26 protein-coding genes are annotated in these 18,094 nt (G+C 69.4%); 13 read left to right on the top strand and 13 right to left on the bottom strand.

What is annotated here, in order from left to right; translation table 11 throughout:
* Positions 1 to 2: 2 nt before the first annotated feature.
* Positions 3 to 608, top strand: a complete 606-nt coding sequence (locus tag AJAP_RS11160; RefSeq protein ID WP_038510387.1) for a TetR/AcrR family transcriptional regulator — start codon at positions 3 to 5, stop codon at positions 606 to 608.
* Between the two features lie 183 nt (positions 609 to 791).
* On the opposite strand, the gene AJAP_RS11155 is transcribed toward AJAP_RS11160, so the two are convergent.
* From AJAP_RS11155 to hisF, 6 genes are read right to left on the bottom strand one after another with little or no spacing between them, the layout of a single operon-like run.
* Positions 792 to 1,397, bottom strand: a complete 606-nt coding sequence (locus tag AJAP_RS11155) for a hypothetical protein (RefSeq protein ID WP_148311492.1) — start codon at positions 1,395 to 1,397, stop codon at positions 792 to 794.
* Positions 1,398 to 1,406: 9 nt separating this feature from the next.
* Positions 1,407 to 2,282 carry a hypothetical protein gene (locus AJAP_RS11150; RefSeq protein ID WP_148311491.1) on the bottom strand — a complete coding sequence of 292 codons (876 nt, stop codon included), beginning with the start codon at positions 2,280 to 2,282 and terminating at the stop codon, positions 1,407 to 1,409.
* Between the two features lie 57 nt (positions 2,283 to 2,339).
* Positions 2,340 to 2,702, bottom strand: a complete 363-nt coding sequence (locus AJAP_RS11145; protein WP_038510378.1) for a DUF1304 domain-containing protein — start codon at positions 2,700 to 2,702, stop codon at positions 2,340 to 2,342.
* 3 nt (positions 2,703 to 2,705) lie between these two features.
* The gene (hisI, locus tag AJAP_RS11140; RefSeq protein ID WP_016335961.1) at positions 2,706 to 3,062 is read right to left on the bottom strand and encodes a phosphoribosyl-AMP cyclohydrolase; all 357 of its coding nucleotides are present in this window, start codon (positions 3,060 to 3,062) and stop codon (positions 2,706 to 2,708) included.
* Positions 3,052 to 3,441, bottom strand: coding sequence for a hypothetical protein (locus AJAP_RS11135; RefSeq protein ID WP_037344870.1), 390 nt, complete (start codon positions 3,439 to 3,441; stop codon positions 3,052 to 3,054). The genes hisI and AJAP_RS11135 overlap by 11 nt, the downstream gene beginning before the upstream one ends.
* Complete coding sequence (hisF, locus tag AJAP_RS11130) at positions 3,438 to 4,211, bottom strand: imidazole glycerol phosphate synthase subunit HisF (RefSeq protein WP_026466775.1); 774 nt, start codon at positions 4,209 to 4,211, stop codon at positions 3,438 to 3,440. Before hisF ends, AJAP_RS11135 begins: the two co-directional genes overlap by 4 nt.
* Positions 4,212 to 4,249: 38 nt before the next feature.
* Between hisF and AJAP_RS11125 the strand changes: the two genes are divergently transcribed.
* From AJAP_RS11125 to AJAP_RS11090, 8 genes are all read left to right on the top strand, one after another.
* On the top strand, positions 4,250 to 4,852 hold the full coding sequence (locus tag AJAP_RS11125) for a TetR/AcrR family transcriptional regulator (RefSeq protein WP_038510370.1): 603 nt from the start codon (positions 4,250 to 4,252) through the stop codon (positions 4,850 to 4,852).
* 10 nt (positions 4,853 to 4,862) lie between these two features.
* A complete protein-coding gene (locus AJAP_RS11120) occupies positions 4,863 to 6,077 on the top strand; it encodes a phytase (RefSeq protein WP_038510367.1) in 1,215 nt (404 codons plus the stop codon).
* Positions 6,078 to 6,166: 89 nt separating this feature from the next.
* On the top strand, positions 6,167 to 6,676 hold the full coding sequence (locus AJAP_RS11115) for an RNA polymerase sigma factor (RefSeq protein WP_038510364.1): 510 nt from the start codon (positions 6,167 to 6,169) through the stop codon (positions 6,674 to 6,676).
* On the top strand, positions 6,673 to 7,671 hold the full coding sequence (locus AJAP_RS11110) for a hypothetical protein (protein ID WP_038510361.1): 999 nt from the start codon (positions 6,673 to 6,675) through the stop codon (positions 7,669 to 7,671). Before AJAP_RS11115 ends, AJAP_RS11110 begins: the two co-directional genes overlap by 4 nt.
* A 28-nt stretch (positions 7,672 to 7,699) precedes the next feature.
* A complete protein-coding gene (locus AJAP_RS11105; RefSeq protein WP_038510359.1) occupies positions 7,700 to 8,623 on the top strand; it encodes an NADP-dependent oxidoreductase in 924 nt (307 codons plus the stop codon).
* Between the two features lie 375 nt (positions 8,624 to 8,998).
* Positions 8,999 to 9,724, top strand: a complete 726-nt coding sequence (locus AJAP_RS11100) for an ABC transporter ATP-binding protein (protein ID WP_038510356.1) — start codon at positions 8,999 to 9,001, stop codon at positions 9,722 to 9,724.
* Positions 9,721 to 10,455 (top strand): ABC transporter permease, encoded by a 735-nt coding sequence (locus AJAP_RS11095; protein WP_038510353.1) that lies wholly within the window; start codon positions 9,721 to 9,723, stop codon positions 10,453 to 10,455. The genes AJAP_RS11100 and AJAP_RS11095 overlap by 4 nt, the downstream gene beginning before the upstream one ends.
* 9 nt (positions 10,456 to 10,464) lie before the next feature.
* Positions 10,465 to 10,851 carry a PPOX class F420-dependent oxidoreductase gene (locus AJAP_RS11090; protein WP_038510350.1) on the top strand — a complete coding sequence of 129 codons (387 nt, stop codon included), beginning with the start codon at positions 10,465 to 10,467 and terminating at the stop codon, positions 10,849 to 10,851.
* On the opposite strand, the gene AJAP_RS11085 is transcribed toward AJAP_RS11090, so the two are convergent.
* From AJAP_RS11085 to hisH, 3 genes are all read right to left on the bottom strand, one after another.
* Complete coding sequence (locus tag AJAP_RS11085) at positions 10,835 to 11,191, bottom strand: DUF1330 domain-containing protein (RefSeq protein WP_038510348.1); 357 nt, start codon at positions 11,189 to 11,191, stop codon at positions 10,835 to 10,837. The two genes, AJAP_RS11090 and AJAP_RS11085, sit on opposite strands and share 17 nt — an antisense overlap.
* An 80-nt stretch (positions 11,192 to 11,271) precedes the next feature.
* Positions 11,272 to 12,009: a bifunctional 1-(5-phosphoribosyl)-5-((5-phosphoribosylamino)methylideneamino)imidazole-4-carboxamide isomerase/phosphoribosylanthranilate isomerase PriA gene (gene priA / locus AJAP_RS11080; RefSeq protein WP_007029948.1), complete on the bottom strand. Its 738-nt coding sequence runs from the start codon at positions 12,007 to 12,009 to the stop codon at positions 11,272 to 11,274.
* Positions 12,010 to 12,018: 9 nt separating this feature from the next.
* The gene (gene hisH / locus AJAP_RS11075; RefSeq protein WP_038510345.1) at positions 12,019 to 12,642 is read right to left on the bottom strand and encodes an imidazole glycerol phosphate synthase subunit HisH; all 624 of its coding nucleotides are present in this window, start codon (positions 12,640 to 12,642) and stop codon (positions 12,019 to 12,021) included.
* A 136-nt stretch (positions 12,643 to 12,778) separates the two neighbouring features.
* Here hisH and AJAP_RS11070 point away from each other — a divergent pair, with 136 nt between their 5' ends.
* Both AJAP_RS11070 and AJAP_RS11065 read left to right on the top strand, forming a co-directional pair.
* A complete protein-coding gene (locus AJAP_RS11070) occupies positions 12,779 to 12,958 on the top strand; it encodes a hypothetical protein (protein ID WP_038510342.1) in 180 nt (59 codons plus the stop codon).
* 71 nt (positions 12,959 to 13,029) lie between these two features.
* A complete protein-coding gene (locus AJAP_RS11065; protein WP_038510339.1) occupies positions 13,030 to 14,202 on the top strand; it encodes an acyl-CoA dehydrogenase family protein in 1,173 nt (390 codons plus the stop codon).
* Positions 14,203 to 14,209: 7 nt separating this feature from the next.
* On the opposite strand, the gene AJAP_RS11060 is transcribed toward AJAP_RS11065, so the two are convergent.
* Genes AJAP_RS11060 through AJAP_RS11050 form a run of 3 tightly spaced genes read right to left on the bottom strand, consistent with a single transcriptional unit; the run spans position 14,210 to position 16,236 of the window.
* A complete protein-coding gene (locus AJAP_RS11060) occupies positions 14,210 to 14,638 on the bottom strand; it encodes an NUDIX hydrolase (RefSeq protein WP_038510336.1) in 429 nt (142 codons plus the stop codon).
* 10 nt (positions 14,639 to 14,648) lie between these two features.
* Complete coding sequence (locus tag AJAP_RS11055) at positions 14,649 to 15,539, bottom strand: transketolase family protein (protein ID WP_038510333.1); 891 nt, start codon at positions 15,537 to 15,539, stop codon at positions 14,649 to 14,651.
* A gap of 4 nt (positions 15,540 to 15,543) precedes the next feature.
* Entirely contained in the window at positions 15,544 to 16,236 is a 693-nt protein-coding gene (locus tag AJAP_RS11050) for a thiamine pyrophosphate-dependent enzyme (RefSeq protein ID WP_038510330.1), read from the bottom strand.
* Positions 16,237 to 16,288: 52 nt separating this feature from the next.
* Here AJAP_RS11050 and soxR point away from each other — a divergent pair, with 52 nt between their 5' ends.
* Positions 16,289 to 16,750, top strand: a complete 462-nt coding sequence (gene soxR, locus AJAP_RS11045) for a redox-sensitive transcriptional activator SoxR (protein ID WP_016335982.1) — start codon at positions 16,289 to 16,291, stop codon at positions 16,748 to 16,750.
* A 46-nt stretch (positions 16,751 to 16,796) separates the two neighbouring features.
* Positions 16,797 to 17,204 carry an RNA 2'-phosphotransferase gene (locus AJAP_RS11040; RefSeq protein WP_038510327.1) on the top strand — a complete coding sequence of 136 codons (408 nt, stop codon included), beginning with the start codon at positions 16,797 to 16,799 and terminating at the stop codon, positions 17,202 to 17,204.
* Here AJAP_RS11040 and AJAP_RS11035 read toward each other — a convergent pair.
* A complete protein-coding gene (locus tag AJAP_RS11035) occupies positions 17,201 to 18,073 on the bottom strand; it encodes a prenyltransferase/squalene oxidase repeat-containing protein (RefSeq protein ID WP_038510323.1) in 873 nt (290 codons plus the stop codon). The genes AJAP_RS11040 and AJAP_RS11035 overlap by 4 nt on opposite strands.
* Between the last annotated feature and the right edge of the window lie 21 nt (positions 18,074 to 18,094).

The following is an 18,094-nucleotide window of genomic DNA, read 5'->3' as shown; positions in this document are numbered from 1 at the left end:
CCATGGCTGGTGAAGACACTACCGTGCGGCGGCGGGGACGGCGGCCCGGCGGACAGGACACCCGGACCGCGCTGATCGAAGCGGCGCGCGCGGTGTTCGGCGAGAGCGGTTTCGACGGCGCGACCGTGCGCGCGATCGCGACGCGGGCCGGGGTCGACGCGGCGATGGTGAACCACTGGTTCGGCAGCAAGGAAGGGCTGTTCGCCCAAGCCATCCTGAAGCTCCCCTTCGACCCGCACGAACTGCTCGCGGAACTCCAGAACGGACCCGACGACGAGTTCGGCCGCCGGATCGTCCGCACCTTCCTCACCCGATGGGACGGCGCTGGCGGCGAGGTGTTCCAGGCCCTCGTCCGCAGCGTCGCCGGACATGAACAGGCCGCAGCCGTGCTGCGCGGTTTCTTCCAGAACTTCTTCACGAAGGTCATCGGCGGACTGGGCTCGGACCGCGTCGAACTGCGGACCACGCTCTGCGCTTCCCAGCTCGTCGGGATGGGGCTGGTGCGCTACGTCGCGAAGTTCGAGCCGATGGCTTCGAGCGAGATCGAGCCGCTGGTGACCGCGATCGCGCCGACCGTACAGCGTTACCTCACCGGCGACATCGACTGAGTTCCGTCTCCGAACACGCGAGTTCCGGCTTCGATCACGCGAGTCACGCCTTCGCTCACGTTGGGAGCCACCCGAAACGCCACTCGATGCCCCCAGCCCGTGCCATGAAAGGTCCTTTCCTTGCAAATTTTGCAAGGAAAGGACCTTTCATAGCATCCGGGGCCGGCGTCGCGAGGTGGTGGCTCACGCAGTGTCCGGTTCGATTTCCTTGACGGGAACCGTGTACAGCGTGTCCTTCGAGAAGCGCCCGCGCGGGAAGATCACGATCATGTCCGTTTCCTCGCCGCCGATGAAGACGGGAACCTTCTCGAGCCCTTTGAAACGGGGAGCGATCCGCAGCGAGCGTCGCGTCTGGAGCAGCTTGTAGCCGCCTTCGAGATAGACGTCTATCCGGGGGAACAGCCAGCCGGGCCGCACCGTCGCCATGGCCTCGCGCAAACCGGTCTTCTCGGCGGACCGACGGCGGCTCTTCCAGAGCCAGGCGGCGTACAGACATGCCGGAATACCGTAGAAGGCCACCAAAGAAAGCGGGACCAGCACCTCGAATCGTCGATCGTCCGAAACTATCTGACACACGACGAAGTAAGCCATCCAGAACACCGCCCAAGCCGTCGCCCGTTGTTCGAGAAGCGACATTTTCTCGATCAAGGGGTCGGCCACTTCTTCGTGGACCGTCGGCGGCTCGTAGCTTTCGGCGAAGTCGTCGTCCGCACTGGAGCGAGGTCGCCCGGCGACCCTTGGACGTCTTCTCGGACGGTCGATCTTCTTTTTCCCTCGCCCCAGTTTCATGCACCGAGGTTAATCGAGAAGAGCGGGTTTTCCGGATAACGAGTCGCGTCTCGCTTCGGGGCAACCCTGAGTGCTCAGCGAGCGTACAAGTTCAGGTCGGGCCGGAAACGCGTACGGGCGGCGGGAAACCCTCCCCCGCGGGAAAAGGACGACCATGTTCGCGCCTTCGCCACCGATCCAGACCCGGAGGCCGGGATTCTTCCGGAAGCGGCGGCACGAGCGGATCGACCAGCCCACCGAGCGGACCACGGTTTCGGTGCCGTCGTCGAAAGTGAGGTACGTGGCGGGCGGGAGCCGGTTGCCCAGCCCCTCGTAATCCGGCCGTACCGTCGCCCGCGCCGGACGCCATCCGGTGGCCTGGACGGAGCGGTGCCTGGCCCGCCAGCCCGCCGCGGACATCAGCGAGCCCACGGACCCGACGAGACCGAACGCCGTGGGCAGCACGCCCAGCTTGCCGAACCCGTCTTCGCCCGACCCGCCCAGGACGAGCAGGAGGACCCCGGCGGCGAAGACGGCGGGCCAGATCGGGGCGATCCAGGCGGAGCGAAGACCCAACAGACGCAGCTTCGCGGTCTCACGCTCGGGGTCGATGGCGACGAGCGCGGCGTCGTCGGCCCTCCGGTCGTCGGGCGCGGCTTCGGCGAGCCCGGCATGGACCCGCGCCCGGTGTCGCGCGAACAGGGCCACCAAGAGCCCCACGCAGATGAGGGCGAATTCGTCGAAAAAGCCCTCGAAGCCCCAAATCGGATCTTTTTCGAAAGCCTGGACGGCGAGACCGATGACCCCGCCACCCACCGGTATCAAGCTCACCACCGCGGTGACGCGGTAGCCCAATCTACGGCGGAGATGCTTTTCCGCCGGCCCTTCCCCAGTCCCCAGTGACATGGAAAAAGCGTACGCCCGCAAGGGGAATTCGGGGATAGGACCAAGGTCCCGACGGCGTCAGCCCGCGACCAGCACCGCGATCAGCGCCAGCGTGCCCGGCACCACCTGGACGAAGAAGATCTTCTTGCTCGCCGTCGCCGTCCCGTAGAGCCCGGCCACGATCACGCACGCGAGTCCGTAGATCTTGAACTGCCACGCCGTACTGCCGGTCGCGATCAGGCCCCAGATCAGCGCGGCGGCGAGGAAACCGTTGTACAGCCCCTGATTCGCCGCGAGCGCCGAGCTCTCCTTCGCGAACTCCTCGGTGGTGCCGAAGGAGGCGCGAGCGCGCGGGGTGGTCCACAGGAACATCTCGAGCACGACGATGTACAGATGGATCAGCGCGACGATGCCGACCAGCACGTTGGCGACGACATTCACGGGTTACTCGCTCTCGTCGGCCAGCAGCAGCCGTTCGTCGGTGTCGAAACAGGTGTGCGTGCCGGTGTGACAGGCCGGGCCGGTCTGGTCGACGCGCAGCAGGACGGTATCGCCGTCGCAGTCGATCCGCACTTCGCGCACGTGCTGGACGTGGCCCGACGTCTCGCCCTTGACCCACAGTTCCTTGCGGCTGCGCGAGTAGTAGGTCCCCCGCCGGGTCGTGAGCGTGCGTTCGAGGGCCTCGTCGTTCATCCACGCCATCATCAGCACGTCCGATGTGGAGTGTTCGACGACGACGGCCGCGATGAGCCCGTCGGCGTTGCGCTTCAAGCGATCCGAGAGGGCGGGGTCAAGCGTCATTCGTGGCTCCGAGAAGGTGCCGTTTCACCGGCATCGAGTTGAGCAGGACCGCCGTGTAGATGTACCCGGCGAAGAGGATCCCGGAGACGATCTTCACCCAGAAGAGTTCCGCCGCCAGCATCGACAGCGCGTGCAGCAGCCCGAAAAGGAAGCTGACCGCGAACCCGGCGAACCGCGCGGACGACATCTTGAGCACCAGGCCCGCGACGACGAGACCGCCGAGGACCAGCGACGTCCCCGGCAGCAGGAACGTCCGCGCGGACGAATACGGCGCGAACATGAGGATCCCGGCCATCGCGAGGTACGCGACGGCGAGCCCGAGCAGCAGCGCGCAGACGACCTTGACCTCGGTGGCGGCCTTCCACTTGCCCGCGATCACCGGACCACGACTCCCCCGGCGCGCAGCGCGCCCTTGACCTCGCCGATCTTCAACTGTCCGAAGTGGAACACGCTGGCCGCGAGCACCGCGTCCGCGCCCGCTTCGACGGCGGGCAGGAAATGCTCCAGCGCGCCGGCGCCGCCGCTGGCGATCACCGGGACACGGACGGCCGCGCGCACCTGGGTGAGGAGTTCGAGGTCGAAGCCGTTCTTCGTGCCGTCGGCGTCCATCGAGTTGAGCAGGATCTCGCCGACACCGAGTTCCTCGCCGCGCGCGGCCCATTCGACGGCGTCGATCCCGGTGCCGCGGCGACCGCCGTGGGTGGTCACCTCGAAGCCGGACGGGGTCGGTTCGGTGCCCTCGGGGACCCGGCGCGCGTCCACCGACAGCACGACGCACTGCGCGCCGAACCGGCGGGACGCCTCGCGCAGGAACTCCGGCCGGGCGATGGCGGCGGTGTTGATGCTCACCTTGTCCGCACCGGTGCGCAGCAGCCGGTTGACGTCGTCGTTCGTGCGCACGCCGCCACCGACGGTGAGCGGGATGAACACCTGCTCCGCGGTCCGGCGGACCACGTCGAAGGTGGTCTCGCGGTCCCCGGAGGAGGCCGTGACGTCGAGGAACGTGAGCTCGTCCGCGCCCTCGGCGTCGTACAGGCGGGCGAGTTCGACGGGGTCGCCGGCGTCGCGCAGGTCGGCGAAGTTGACGCCCTTCACCACACGGCCCGCGTCGACGTCGAGACACGGGATGACCCTGACTGCGACTGACATGGGGACAAGCGTAGTCAAGGGCGTTCTAAGCTCGCGGAATGGCACAGGCGGGGCGGCGGCCGGGGCAGACCGAGACGCGGGAGGTGATCCTCGACGCGGCACGGCGCAGGTTCGCCGAACAGGGCTACGACGGGGCGACCGTCCGCGGAATCGCGGCCGACGCCGGGGTCAACGCCGCGCTGCTGCACCATTTCTTCGGCACCAAGCAACGGCTCTTCGCCATGTCGATGAACCTGCCGGTCGACCCGGGCGAGCTGGTCCCCCGGATCCTCGATGGCCCCGAGGACGAGATCGGCGAGCGCCTCGTCCGCGCGTTCCTCGGCCTCTGGCAGGTTCCCGAGGGCCGCGCGCCGTTCCTGGCGATGATCCGGTCCGCGACCACCAACGAGCAGGTCGCGACCATGATGCGGCAGTTCCTGGAGCGGGCGGTGCTGGCGCGGGTCGCCGAGGCGCGCGGCGTGCCGAAGGTCCGGGTGGCCGGGATCGCCGCGCAGATGATCGGGTTCGCGCTGCTGCGCTACGTCATCGGGCTCCCGCCGCTGGCCGCCGCCTCGGAGGACGAGATCGTCGCGATGCTGGCGCCGGTCGCGCAGTACTACCTGACCCCCGACGTTCACCGGCCGGACACTCCACGCGGCTAACTTCCCGGGAATGCGCATCGCTGCCCTACTCCCCTTGCTGGCGGCCTCCCTTCTCGCCGGAGTGCCGGCCGAAGCTGGCCAGAACCCCTCTCCCGTGGCACAGACCGGGGCGTACGTCGACGACAAGGGCGCGGACCCGGCGAACGCCGACGCCGACGACCCGGCGATCTGGGTCCACCCGAAGGACCCTTCGGCCAGCGTCGTACTCGGCACGCTCAAGGAAGGCGGGCTGGCCGCGTTCGACCTGAAGGCGCGGCAGTTGCAGCATCTCGCCGTTCCCGGGGGCGGCCGGTTCAACAACGTCGACGTCGTCGGCGATCTCGCCGTGGTGAGCGACCGCGGCCGGGACCGCGTGCGCGTCTACCGGATCGACCCGGCCGGTGCCGCGGCCGGCTCGCGGGTGCTGCGTGACGTCACGGATCCTTACGCCCCACCGGTCTTCTCCGCGTCGGAGTCCGAAGTAGACGAACAGCGGACCGCGTACGGCCTCACCGCCGGTCGTGATCCGCGCACCGGCGCGCGCTGGGTCGCGGTGACCCGGCGGCACGAGACCCGCGTGGCGCTCTTGCGACTTGTCGACAAAGCGGACGGCACGGTCGGCACGGCGCCGATCGGCACGATCGACCTGCCGTCGGAGTTCCGGCTGCCGAACGGGAAGACGTGGTCGCCCTGCGGCGAACCGGACGAGCGGCCGCAGCTGGAGGGGTCGATCCTCGACGCCGGGAACCACGTGCTCTACACCGCGCAGGAGGACGTCGGGATCTGGCGGATCCCGGTGCACGGCGCCGGTTTCGGCCGTCCGGAACTGATCGACAAGGTGCGGTCGTTCGGGGTTCCGCAACGCTTCGACGAGGCGACCGAGGAATGCGTCGCCGACGGCCCCGACCCCGGCTTCGGCGGCGAGTGGCTGACGGCGGACGCCGAGGGGCTGGCCCTGGCCGACGGCAAGCTGCTCGCGTCGAGCCAGGGCGACTCGCGGTTCGTGGTCTACGACCGTGACGGCACCCCGCGGCGCGATTTCCGGATCGTCGCCGGACGCGGGACCGACTCGGTCGAGCACTCCGACGGCGCCGCGATCACCACCCGGCCGCTGGGGCCGCTGTTCCCGCACGGCCTGCTGGTGGTGCACGACGGCGAACGCCGCCCGGCGGCCACCGACCCCGCGGGTGAGGAACTCGCGACGACCGGGTTCGCCTTCGTCCGGCTGGAGACCGCCGTGCGGTGATCACGTTCACCGAGAAAGTTCCGCTCCCGATGCATCAGCCGGGTGGTCTCGCGCGTCCTTAGAGGGAGACCACCGGCTGAGGGGGACACGTGCCTGCGAGCTTCGACGAGTTCGTCGCGGATCGCCTGGACGGGCTCCTGCGCTACGCGACCGTCCTGACCGACGATCCGTACCTGGCGCAGGACATCGTCCAGGACGTGCTGCTGCGTGCTCAGCAACGCTGGCCGAAGATCGACTCGCCACCGACCTACGTCCGCCGGATGGTGACCAACGAGTACCTCTCGTGGCGAAGGCGGCTGGCGGTCCGCCGGGTGACACCGTCGTCACCGGAAGTGCTCGACCTGGTGAGCCCACCGGTCTCCGATCACGCCATCGAGTACGACGAACGCGACGCGATGCTGGACCGGCTCGCGAAGCTCCCGCGCAAACAACGCGCCGCGATCGTGCTCCGCTACTACGAGAACTACTCCGACGAGGAGATCGGCGCGGTGCTCCGCTGCGCGACGTCGACCGTGCGCAGCCAGATTTCGCGCGCGCTCTCGACGCTGCGGGAAACCGGGCCGTCCTCGTCCGTGCAGCCCACGGGAGCCCGCAAATGACCCGACTGAGTGACGAGCACACCGAGGACCTGATCCGGGAGAGCCTCGAACACCTGGCGGCGCGGGCGCCCGACGGTGCCGAGATCCGCGACGCGCTGGCCCAGCGGCCGTCACGCCGTCCGACGATGGCCTTGGCACTGGTCGCGGCGGCGGTCGCGATCATCGCGCTCGGCGTCCCGCTGGGCCTGCGGGCCTACACCACGGTCACCCCCGCCTCGCCGCGCAACGCCGATTGGGCGGTGCTGCCGTACAAACCCGGCTGGCTGCCCGACGGCTTCAAGGAGCTGACCCGGAGCGCGAAGCCCTACCCGGGACCGCAGACCAGGACGTGGAGCAACGGCGAGGTCGGGCAGCTGCGGCTGACCACCACACCGCTGGACGACCGGGGCGGACCGTGGACGATCGCGCCCGCGCCGAACCAGATCATCGTGCACGGCCGCGTCGGGATGGTCGCGGAGGTCTACGGCGACGGGACGATGCTGACCTGGTCGCCCGACGACACGTACCTGCTGAGCTTGACGCTGGTCGGGGTGAAGGACCCGCGCGGCGTCGGCCAGCGGATCGCGGACGAGATGGTCAGGGACGACCGTGCCCGGGTTTCGGGCGAACTGCGGTTCGGCAGGCTGCCCACCGACCTGGAGCTGTCCGGGGTGAACCTGTTCATGACCGTCGGCGGGGGCGCGACCGAACTCGAAGCCACCCGTACCGGGCAACCCACCGCGGCGGCGGTCGTCACGGCGTCGCTCCGCGCCGAACGGCCGGACTCGGGCGACGCCACGCCCGTGCCGCTCAAGGTCAGGGGTGCCGACGGCTTCTTCCTGCCGCAGCGGACCGGGCGGCTCGGGCAGCAGGACGAAACGGTCGCCGTCCAGGTGGAGGGCGGGCGGTGGCTCACCGTGTCCGGCAAACGGGACCAGGCGACCCTGCTCGACATCGCGAACGGCGTCCAGCTGATCCCCGGCGATTACAGCTGGTTCGGGAAGCCGCCGGAATAGTGACGGACGGGCGGGGGTTGTCGACGGCATGACGGACACCTACCGCTCCATCGCGTTCACCGAGTACGGCGACTCCGGGGTCCTGCGCGTCCTCGAGCGGGAGCTGCCCGAGCCGGGCCCCGGCCAGGTGCGGGTCGCCGTCCGGGCCGCGAGCGTGAACCCGATCGACTGGAAGATCCGCTCCGGGCTGATGGCCGAGGTGTTCCCGACGGAGTTCCCCGCCATCCCCGGTGGCGACATCGCCGGCGTGATCGACGCGGTCGGCGAGGGCGTGTCCGAGTTCGCGGCCGGTGACGAGGTGCTCGGCTCCGGGGCGGGCGGATACGCGGAGTACGTCCTCGCGAAGCCCGCGAGCCTGATCCGCAAGCCCGAGTCGCTCTCGTGGGAGCTGGCCGCGGCGCTGCCCGCTGTCGTCAGCACCGCCTATCGCGCGCTCAACCTGCTGGATCTCCAGAAGGGCGAGACGCTGCTCATCGACGGCGCCGCGGGAGGTGTCGGCACCATCGCCGTGCAGCTCGCCGTCGCGCGCGGGCTGACCGTGGTGGGCACCGCGAGCGAAGGGAACCACGAGTACCTGCGCTCTCTGGGCGCTGTGCCGGTGCAGTACGGCGAAGGACTCTCCGCGCGCGTACGCGGCGTCGCACCGCAGGGCGTCGACGCGTCCTTCGACGCTTCCGGGCGTGGCTCGCTGGCCACCCTGGTCGAACTGACCGGTGGCCCGAAGCGGGTCATCACCATCGCCGCTCCGGACGCGGCCGACCACGGTGTCCGCTTCACGTCGGGGACTCCGGCCGAGCAGGTGCCCGGCTCGCTGGCCGAAGGCGCCGCGCTCGCCGCCGAAGGCAAGCTCGACCTGCCGATCGCCCGGGTCTACCCGCTCGCCGAGGCGGCCGCGGCCCAGGACGAGAGCGAGGCGGGCCACGTCCGGGGCAAGCTCGTCCTGGTGCCATGAGCCTCCCCTCGTGACGCGCCCCGCTTGAGGTACATGAAGGCCCCCTTTATTGCGCTAGACGCAGTGAAGGGGGCCTTCATGTACAGCTGATGCGGCTACTGGGGCGAGTGTGGCGATCCGCAAGTCCGTGAAGGCCTCCTTGAGGGACCCAGAGTCCCTCAAGGAGGGCTTCACGGACCGGTATTCGGTGATCTACGTCTGAACCGGACATGGGCGGGATTCGTTCCAGACCGGGGCGAGCGTTGTCGATGAAGGATTTGGGACGTTCACTGTCCCAAATCCTTCATCAACGAATCCCTGTGCGGAGGAGCCAGGACATTCAACGCCCCACGACCCTCTTGACTCGTGCTTCTCAACGGGCGCAGAATTAAACGCATGGCTAATTCAGCGATCTCAGTGACCGGCCTGCGGGTCGTCCGCGGCGGCCGTGAGGTCGTCAGGGACATCGGTTTCGCGACGCCGCGCGGCCGGATCACCGGCCTGCTCGGTCCCAGTGGCTGCGGCAAGACGACGCTGATGCGCTCGATCGTCGGCGTGCAGATCGTCGCCGCGGGCGAGGTCACCGTGCTCGACCATCCCGCGGGCAGCCCGCCGCTGCGGCGGTTGATCGGCTACGCCACCCAGAACCCGGCCATCTACGCCGACCTGACCATCACGGAAGCCTTGCGCTACTTCGCTTCCGTGCTCCGCGCGCCGATGTCCGATGTGGACAGAGTGATCGGCGAGGTCGGGCTCGCCGATCACGCGGGCAAGCTCGTCGGCGCCCTGTCGGGTGGCCAGCACAGCCGCGCCAACCTCGCGGTCGCGTTGCTCGGGAAGCCCGAACTGCTCGTCCTCGACGAACCGACCGTCGGCCTGGATCCCGTGCTCCGCGACGAACTCTGGGCACTTTTCCGCCGTCTCGCCGAGGGCGGGGCGACACTGCTGGTGTCCAGCCACGTCATGGACGAGGCCGCGCGCTGCGACCGTCTGCTGCTCATGCGCGAAGGCCGGATCCTCGCCGACGACACCCCGGCCGGGCTGCGCGAGCGCACCGGCACGACCGATCTGGAGCAGGCGTTCCTGCGGCTGGTCCGCGAGACCGAGGTGAGCCCGTCATGAACCCCGCCTTGACCCTCGCCACGGCCCGCCGAATCCTCCTGCAGCTCCGGCACGATCCACGCACCGTCGCGATGCTGATCGTCGTGCCGTCGCTGCTGATGGTGCTGCTGCGCTTCGTCTTCAACTCCGAAGCGGTGTTCAGCCGCGTCGCGCCGGCGTTGCTCGGTGTCTTCCCGTTCTTGATCATGTTCCTGATCACCTCGATCACGACCCTGCGCGAGCGCACCACGGCCACGCTGGAACGGCTGATGACCCTGCCGATCGGCAGGATGGACCTGCTCTTCGGTTACGCGCTCGCGTTCGGCTCGATCGCGATAGTGCAGGTCGGCGTCGCCGCCGGGGTGTCGCTCGCCTGGCTGGGCCTCGACATCGCGGGCTCGATCGGGATGCTGCTGCTCATCGCCGTCCTCGACGCGCTCCTCGGGATGGCGCTCGGCCTGTTCGTGAGCGCGTTCGCGCGGACCGAATTCCAGGCGGTGCAGTTCATGCCGCTGTTCGTGCTGCCGCAGATCCTGCTGTGCGGCCTGTTCGTGCCGCGCGGGGAAATGGGCTGGCTCCTGAACTGGCTTTCGAACGTGATGCCGCTTTCGTACGCCGTCGAGGCCCTCACCCGGGTCACCACGTCGGGCACCGTGGACGCGACGCTGATCCGGAACCTGATCATCGTCGGGGCGTGTGCCCTGGCGGCGCTGGTCCTCGGCGCGGCGACCTTGCGCAGGCGGACACCCTAGACTTTCCACATGGGATCGGAGTTCGAGCGGATCGCCGCCGAGAAGTACGTCGTCCTGACCACCTTCCGCAAGAACGGCACCCCGGTGCCGACGCCGGTCTGGGCGGCGGGCGACGGCGGCGAGCTGGTGCTCTGGTCCGAGCGGAAGGCGGGCAAGGTCAAGCGCATCCGCAACAGCGGGCGGGTCGAGGTCCAGGCCTGCGACTTCCGCGGCAACAAGACCCACGGCGACGTCGTCGCGGGCGAGGCGCGGCTGCTGGACCTCGACGGGACCGAACGCGTGCGCAAGGTGATCGCGCGGAAATACGGGATCACCGGCCGGGTCACGATGTTCTTCAGCAAGCTGCGGGGACCGAAGGACCGGACCGTGGGGATCGCGATCAAGCTGGCCGAGTGAGCTGAGCCTCCCGCAGCTCCGCCGCCATCGCCGCCGAGTCGTGGTCCGGCCCGCAGCCCTCCACCAGGATCAGATCGCCCGGGATGTGGTCCGCCCGCAGATGCAGGATCTCCTGGTAAGCGGCCGACGCGTACCACTCCCGGGCCACGGCCAGGCTCGGGAAGCCGATCATCACCAGCGCTCCCGGCCACTCCCCCTCGACGACCTCGATCTCGTTCCCGTGCACGAGGAACTTCCCGCCGAAGGGGTCGAGCGTGTCCTGGATCCGCTCCAGGTACTCGAGTACCTCTTCTGTCGGTGCTCCGGTGGGGCGAAGGTGGGCGATGCCGTACGCGGTCATGATGTCCTCCCAGGTTTCGTTGTCCTGGAAGGAATCCTGACCGAACGGGCGCGCGGCGTCGATTACCCGGGAGGTAAAGCTCAGAACTCCGCGACGGCGGCGAGCGCCTCGGGCAGGGTGAACGCGCCGGCGTAGAGCGCCTTGCCGACGATGGAACCCTCGACACCGTCGCGGGCCAGCGCGGCCAGTGCGCGCAGATCGTCCACACTGGACACACCGCCGGAAGCGATGACCGGCGCGTCGGTGCGGGCGGCGACCTCGCGGAGCAGGTCGATGTTCGGGCCCTGGAGGGTGCCGTCCTTGCTCACGTCGGTGACGACGTAGCGCTGCGCGCCGTCGCGGTCGAGCCGGTCGAGGACCTCCCAGAGGTCACCGCCGTCCTGCGTCCAGCCGCGCGCGGACAGCCGGTGCCCGGCCTCGGTGATCCGCACGTCCAGCCCGATGGCGACCCGGTCGCCGTAGGAGGAGACGACCTTCGCGGTCCACTCCGGGTCCTCCAGCGCCGCTGTGCCGAGATTGACCCGGCGGGCGCCGGTGGCCAGCGCGGCCTCCAGCGACGCGTCGTCGCGGATGCCGCCGGAGAGCTCCACCTGGACGTCGAGCTTCGCCACGACGTCGGCGAGCAGCTCGCGGTTGGAGCCCTTGCCGAACGCGGCGTCGAGATCCACCAGATGGATCCATTCCGCCCCGTCACGCTGCCAGGCGAGCGCCGCCTCCAGCGGGCTGCCATAGGAGGTTTCGGTGCCGGCCTCGCCCTGGACGAGTCGCACGGCCTGGCCATCGGCCACATCAACGGCGGGAAGGAGCGTGAAAGTCACGCGCCCACTCTAAGCGAGGGTGTTCAGCCAGTTGCGCAGCAGGTGCGCACCCGCGTCCCCGGACTTCTCCGGGTGGAACTGGGTGGCCCACAGCGGCCCGTTCTCGACGGCGGCGACGAAGTCCTGACCGTGGTTCGCCCAGGTCACCTTGGGTTGCTGCCCGGCGAGGCCGGAGTCCAGGTCCCAGGTCCGCGCGGCGTAGGAGTGCACGAAATAGAACCGCGTGTCCGCGTCGAGCCCGGCGAACAGCTGCGAATCCTCCGGTGCGCGGACGGTGTTCCACCCCATGTGGGGGAGGACGTCGGCCTCCAGCCGGTCCACCGTGCCCGGCCATTCACCCGCGCCTTCGGCCTCCACGCCGTGCTCGACCCCGCGTTCGAACAGGATCTGCATGCCGACGCAGATGCCCAGCACGGGGCGGCCACCGGCGAGACGTTTGCCGATGATCTTCTCCCCCGACACCGACCGCAGCCCCTCCATGCAGGCGGAGAAGGCGCCGACACCGGGAACGACCAGGCCGTCGGCCTCGAGCGCGGCATGCGGGTCGGCGGTGACCTCGACGTCGGCGCCGGCGCGCTCGACGGCGCGTTCGGCGGACCGGAGATTGCCGGACCCGTAGTCCAGGATCACCACGCGAGGAGTAGCCACGCTCTCCAGGCTAGCGGACCGGATTTTCCCCGGATTCCCTGTTTCGACCTTCACTCTTCTGGGTAATAGCGACTCCGAGTGAAAGGCCGGCGCAGGACCGCCCTGCACTTATGGAGGAACGATGCAGGACGCCGACGACCTGACCCGCCTGCTCAGCGCCTGGCGCGAGGACATCGACAGCGTGCCTTTCCCTACCTTCGCGGAGCTGCTGATCCCGGCGCAGAAGCGGCGCTCCGCCCCGGCCCGGACGGCCACGGCATCGGTTCAGGTGACGAAGACCACCGGATGGCGCGATCGCTGACACTCGACTCCGGTCATGTGTGTGGTTTTCTTCATAGGAAGGTGACCCACCGAGCCGACCAGGAGTGACGCATGAGCAGCAGCCCGGATCCGCGCGACTTCCTCGATCTCGACGCCGAGCTCTCCGCCGAGGACCGGGCCATGCGGGACGCCGTGCGTTCCTACGCGCACGACCAGCTCCTGCCGCACGTCGCCGAATGGTACGAAACGGGCGCCCTGCCCGCCGCCGAGCTCGCCAAGGGGTTCGGGCAGCTCGGGCTGCTCGGCATGCATCTGGAGGGCTACGGCTGCGCGGGCACCAGCGCGGTCGCCTACGGCATCGCCTGCCGCGAACTGGAGGCCGTCGACTCCGGGCTGCGCAGCTTCGTCTCTGTACAGGGTTCGCTGGCGATGTACGCGATCCACAAATGGGGCACCGAGGAGCACAAGCAGGAGTGGCTGCCGCGGATGGCCGCCGGTGAGGCGCTCGGCTGCTTCGGCCTGACCGAACCGGACGCCGGCAGCGACCCCGGCAGCATGCGGACGCGCGCGGTGCGCGACGGCTCCGATTGGGTGCTGAGCGGCACGAAGATGTGGATCACCAACGGAACCGTGGCCGACGTCGCGGTCGTCTGGGCGCAGACCGACGAAGGCGTGCGCGGCTTCGTCGTCCCCACGAACACGCCGGGCTTCACCGCGAACGAGGTCAAGCACAAGCTGTCGCTGCGGGCCTCGCTGACCGCGGAACTCGTGCTCGATGGCGTCCGCCTGCCGGATTCGGCGGCGTTCCCCGAGGTCAGGGGGCTGCGCGGACCGCTGTCCTGCCTGAACGAGGCGCGCTACGGGATCCTGTTCGGCGTCGTCGGCGCCGCTCGCTCCTGCTACGAGTCCGCGCTGGAGTACACGCTGAGCCGGGAACAGTTCGGCAAACCGCTGGCCGGATTCCAGCTCACCCAGCGCAAACTCGCCGACCTCGTCGTCGAGGTCAACCGCGCCGGGCTGGTCGCGCTGCGGATCGGGCGGCTCAAGGACGCCGGGACGCTGCACCACAACCACGTCAGCTTCGGCAAGCTCGCCAACGTCCGCTCCGCGCTGGAGGTCGCCAGGACCGCGCGCGGCATGCTCGGTGCCAACGGGATCTCGCTGGAATACCCGGTGATGCGGCATATGTCGAATCTGGAAACCGTGCTGACCTACGAGGGCACCGAAGAGATGCACGCGCTCTCGCTCGGCCAGTCGGTCACCGGGCTGGCCGCTTTCCGCTGAGCGGCGATCAGTCCCGCGCCGCGAGGAGATCCGCGAGCCCGTCCGGGTAGAGGATCGCCTTGCCGCTCGCCACGTCGGCCATCGGCAGCCAGTGCACGCGGGCGCCGTCGTCGAGGACGACGCCGACCTCGTCGCGCTCGTAGAACGCCTTGTCGATGAGGTCGGCGGTGAACAGGAACACGATCTCGTGCCCCGGCCTGCCTTCGAAGGTGAACACGTTCTCCAGCACGGCGATCTGCTCGACCGAGGTCAGCTCCGCCGCGAGTTCCTCCTGGAATTCGCGGTGCAGCGCCTCGGCGGCGGTCTCACCGAACTCGATCCCGCCGCCGAGCGGACGGTGGTAGGTCTCGCCTTTGGCGTGGTCGCGGCCTTCGAACACGAGAAGGTCATCGCCGCGGCAGATCACCCCGAGCGCGAGCGGGCGGATCTTCGTCATCCCGGTGACGCTAGCGGAGGAATTCCTTGACGGACAAGGCGATCGAACCGGCGTCGAGACCGTGCGCGAGGTCGTGATCGGCCATTTCGCCGTAGATCCGGACTTCCGCGTCGCGCCGGACGCCCAGGGACAGCAGCCGGTGCGGCGTTTCGGACAAGGCGTCCGCCACCGCGTGTGCCGAGGTTCCCGCGAGATAGGGCTCGACCAGTACGACGTCGTTGCTGCCCGCGGCCTCGACGGCCGAACGCAGTCCGGCGGCGTCGAACGGCCGGATCGTCGAGGTGTAGAGCACGGTGACGTCGAGATCGGCTGTCGCTTCGAGCGCCCTGTCGAGCATCGGCCCGACGGCCACCACCACACCCCGCCCGCCTTCCCGCAGTGTCTGCAGGCCCGCGCCCAGATGCGCTTTCGCGTTCTCCTGCGCGGAAAGCCGGAGATAGACGCGCCCGGTGCCGGGGATGGACTCGAGCAGCAGCCGCCGTGCTTCCTCGGGGTGACCCGGCACGTGCACGGTCCAGCCCGGCAACGTGTCGATGAGGGCGACGTCGCCGGGCGCCTGATGTGTCCGCCCGGCGGTCGGCATGTCGTAGGACGCGCCCGACGACACCAGCACGGCGCCGACGTCCTGATGTCCGAGGTCGAGTTTGACCTGCTCGAAGGCCCGCTCCACGAGGAACGACGAGAAGGTGTGGACGATCGGGCGCATCCCGGCCAGCGCGAGTCCACCCGCGGTGCTCATCATCAGTTGTTCGCGGATGCCGACGTTGAGCACCCGGTCGGGATGTTTCCGCGCGGCGAAGGCGAGTTGTGCCGCGGAGATGTCGGCGAGCACGACGGCGACGTTCGCGTCGGTGTCGAGCACTTCGGCGGCGGCTTCCAGGAACGTTTCGCGCATGTTCACGGGTTCAGGCCTTTCGCTCGACGGTCGCGACCACGGCGAGCGGCCGGTCCGGATGGGGTGTGGTGAGGGCTTCGTGGAGCGCGTCGTGGTCGCGGCCGTCGACGGTGCGCGTCGTCCAGCCCTCGACCTCGAACCGGCGCGCGATCCCGCCGGGCCAGCCGTGCGTCGCCGAGGAGTTGTCGACGACGACGGCGGTCAGCTGCGGCATGCCGATGCGGCCGGCGACCGCGATGGCCTCTTGGTTGGAGCCCTCATCGAGTTCCGCGTCGCCGACGAGGGTGACGACCTTGGCGTCACGGAATCCCTTGGCGCGCAGGCCGAACACGGTGCCGATGGCCAGCGGGAGCCCGTGCCCGAGCGAGCCGCTGGAGATCTCGGCCACCGGCAGCCTCGCCCGGTCCGGATGGTGGCCGAGGCGGGACTCGGCCGAAGTCCAGTCCGCGAGTTCCTCCTCGTGGATGAAGCCCTTCTGCGCCAGCACCGCGTAATAGGCCATCGGGCCGTGGCCCTTCGACAGCAGGAAACGGTCGCGGCCGGGCTCGCGGACGTTCTCCGGGGTGATGTCGAGCACACGGTCGTAGAGCACCCATAAGACGTCCACAGTGGACTCAGCGGCGGCCTGATGCTTCTCGTCCCCGGTCATCAGCGAGATCAGCCGCGGCAGATCCTCGTAGCCGGTCTTGATGTCAGTGGTCATGAACCGAGGTTGCAACCTCGACTTAGGTCGAAGTCAAGGCTAGCCTGGCGACGTGACGAGACTGGCTGAACACCTGAGCATCGGACAGGTCGCCGACCGCAGCGGCGTGCCCCATACGGCTTTGCGTTTCTACGAGGACAAAGGGCTGATCAGCTCCGAACGCTCGGCGGGCAACCAGCGGCGGTACTCGCGTTCGGTGCTGCGCCGGATCGCCTTCATCCGCGCCGCGCAACGGGTCGGCCTCAGCCTGGACGACATCAGCTCGGCACTGGAGACCCTACCCAAGGACCACGCCCCCACCAAGGCCGACTGGGCCCGCCTTTCGCGGGGCTGGCAGGACGAGCTCGACGCGCGGATCGACGCTTTGCAGCGCCTGCGCGACCGGCTGACCGGCTGCGTCGGCTGCGGCTGCCTTTCCCTGCGCAGCTGCGGGCTCTACAACGCCGACGACCAGATGTCGCGGTTCGGCCCCGGCGCGGGCAAACTGCGCCCGGCTTCCGAGGGCGGCATCTGAATTCCGTTGCGCCGCCGGGGCCGGATATGGGTCACTGTGACTCGAAATGGACAAGAAACACCTCATCCGGGTCTCGAAACGACTCTCCCGGCATCTGCGGCACGCACCCGGCGACATCGGGATCACCCTCACCCCCGACGGCTGGGTCGAAGTCGACACGCTTTTGGCGGCCTTGCGGCGCAACGGCTTGAAGCTCACCCGCGCCGAACTCGACGAAGTCGTCGACGGCAACGACAAACGGCGCGAGGGGCTCCGGCCGATGAACCGGCACGCCGTGCATCTCTCGGCGACCGTGGACACCGCGCGGGCCGTCGGGGCGCGGCGCGGCGTCCCGGTGCTGCTCGCCGTCGACGCACGGGAGATGACCGCCGCCGGGCACGAATTCCAGGTGAGCGCCAACGGTGTCTGGCTCACCGCCGCCGTTCCGCCGGAGTTCCTGCGGCGGCTCCCCTAGATCAGGCCGTTGGCCCGCAGTAGCCCCAGTGTGCCCACGGTGAGCATGCCGTTCCACTCCAGGGCGGCCGCGGGCGAATAGCTGGTGTAGTCGACCCGCCAGCCCCCGTCTTCGTGCTGTCCGCCCGCCACCCGCCGCAGATCCGCTTCGATGACGTCGGGCCGGAACAGCTTCCGTGCCGGGCCGCCGGGTTCCGGGGCGAAATCGAGCGGGCGCATGGCCTCGCCCTCGATGCCGCCGCCGACGGCGACCACCCCGTCGGCCGGGAGGAACCGGCCGAGCTTCTCGACCAGACGCGTGTCGCCCAGGGCGTCCACCAGCTTCATCGCGAAGGCGAGCACGAGCGCGTGCGGTGCCTCGTCGAGCTTTTCGATCGCGCCGAGGCAGTAGCTCGTCGCCTTCGCCAGCCAGGGATGCGCGGCCACCGCGGGATCGTGCGCCGCGACGCGATGGGCGGTGACCGCGACGATCGCGGTGATCTGCAGCGAAGAGACCGACGGATCCGCGTTCGCCCAGAACGGCGCGCTGCCGAACGGATCCGGCATCGGGACCGCGAACGGGATCCCGCCGTCCGGCAGGGAGATCGATTCGAGCCAGTCGCAGAGTTCGGCCGCGCGCGGACTGGTCGCCGGGCCGACGTCGGCGAAGACCTCGAAAGCGTGCAGCGCGCCACCGGGCTGGCTCGTCGCCGAGCGGCAGTCGGGTTCCAATCCGTGGCCGTAACCGCCGTCGGGATTGCGGTACGCCTCCAGCGCGGCGAGCGCCGCCGCCGGGTCACCGTCGCGGAAAAGGACCTCGAAGCGCCGCCTGTCGAGCAGCCGGGCCTGGGTGGCCATGAACGTGGCCGCCGTCGTCAGATCGATGTTCATACCGACAGGGTCGCGTGGATC

The sequence above is a fragment of the Amycolatopsis japonica genome, assembly GCF_000732925.1.
GTDB lineage: Bacteria > Actinomycetota > Actinomycetes > Mycobacteriales > Pseudonocardiaceae > Amycolatopsis > Amycolatopsis japonica.
Note: the sequence above shows the minus strand (reverse complement) of the source record. Positions and strands in the feature narration are given on the sequence as shown.

Bases quoted from the DNA above. Each gene is read 5' to 3' on its own strand.
- AJAP_RS11160 (WP_038510387.1), top strand. From the start codon at position 3: ATGGCTGGTGAAGACACTACCGTGCGGCGGCGGGGACGGCGGCCCGGC.
- AJAP_RS11155 (WP_148311492.1), bottom strand. From the start codon at position 1,397: ATGAAACTGGGGCGAGGGAAAAAGAAGATCGACCGTCCGAGAAGACGT.
- AJAP_RS11150 (WP_148311491.1), bottom strand. From the start codon at position 2,282: ATGTCACTGGGGACTGGGGAAGGGCCGGCGGAAAAGCATCTCCGCCGT.
- hisI (WP_016335961.1), bottom strand. From the start codon at position 3,062: ATGACGCTTGACCCCGCCCTCTCGGATCGCTTGAAGCGCAACGCCGAC.
- hisF (WP_026466775.1), bottom strand. From the start codon at position 4,211: ATGTCAGTCGCAGTCAGGGTCATCCCGTGTCTCGACGTCGACGCGGGC.
- AJAP_RS11125 (WP_038510370.1), top strand. From the start codon at position 4,250: ATGGCACAGGCGGGGCGGCGGCCGGGGCAGACCGAGACGCGGGAGGTG.
- AJAP_RS11120 (WP_038510367.1), top strand. From the start codon at position 4,863: ATGCGCATCGCTGCCCTACTCCCCTTGCTGGCGGCCTCCCTTCTCGCC.
- AJAP_RS11110 (WP_038510361.1), top strand. From the start codon at position 6,673: ATGACCCGACTGAGTGACGAGCACACCGAGGACCTGATCCGGGAGAGC.
- AJAP_RS11105 (WP_038510359.1), top strand. From the start codon at position 7,700: ATGACGGACACCTACCGCTCCATCGCGTTCACCGAGTACGGCGACTCC.
- AJAP_RS11100 (WP_038510356.1), top strand. From the start codon at position 8,999: ATGGCTAATTCAGCGATCTCAGTGACCGGCCTGCGGGTCGTCCGCGGC.
- AJAP_RS11095 (WP_038510353.1), top strand. From the start codon at position 9,721: ATGAACCCCGCCTTGACCCTCGCCACGGCCCGCCGAATCCTCCTGCAG.
- AJAP_RS11090 (WP_038510350.1), top strand. From the start codon at position 10,465: ATGGGATCGGAGTTCGAGCGGATCGCCGCCGAGAAGTACGTCGTCCTG.
- AJAP_RS11085 (WP_038510348.1), bottom strand. From the start codon at position 11,191: ATGACCGCGTACGGCATCGCCCACCTTCGCCCCACCGGAGCACCGACA.
- AJAP_RS11070 (WP_038510342.1), top strand. From the start codon at position 12,779: ATGCAGGACGCCGACGACCTGACCCGCCTGCTCAGCGCCTGGCGCGAG.
- AJAP_RS11065 (WP_038510339.1), top strand. From the start codon at position 13,030: ATGAGCAGCAGCCCGGATCCGCGCGACTTCCTCGATCTCGACGCCGAG.
- AJAP_RS11060 (WP_038510336.1), bottom strand. From the start codon at position 14,638: ATGACGAAGATCCGCCCGCTCGCGCTCGGGGTGATCTGCCGCGGCGAT.
- AJAP_RS11050 (WP_038510330.1), bottom strand. From the start codon at position 16,236: ATGACCACTGACATCAAGACCGGCTACGAGGATCTGCCGCGGCTGATC.
- AJAP_RS11040 (WP_038510327.1), top strand. From the start codon at position 16,797: ATGGACAAGAAACACCTCATCCGGGTCTCGAAACGACTCTCCCGGCAT.
- AJAP_RS11035 (WP_038510323.1), bottom strand. From the start codon at position 18,073: ATGAACATCGATCTGACGACGGCGGCCACGTTCATGGCCACCCAGGCC.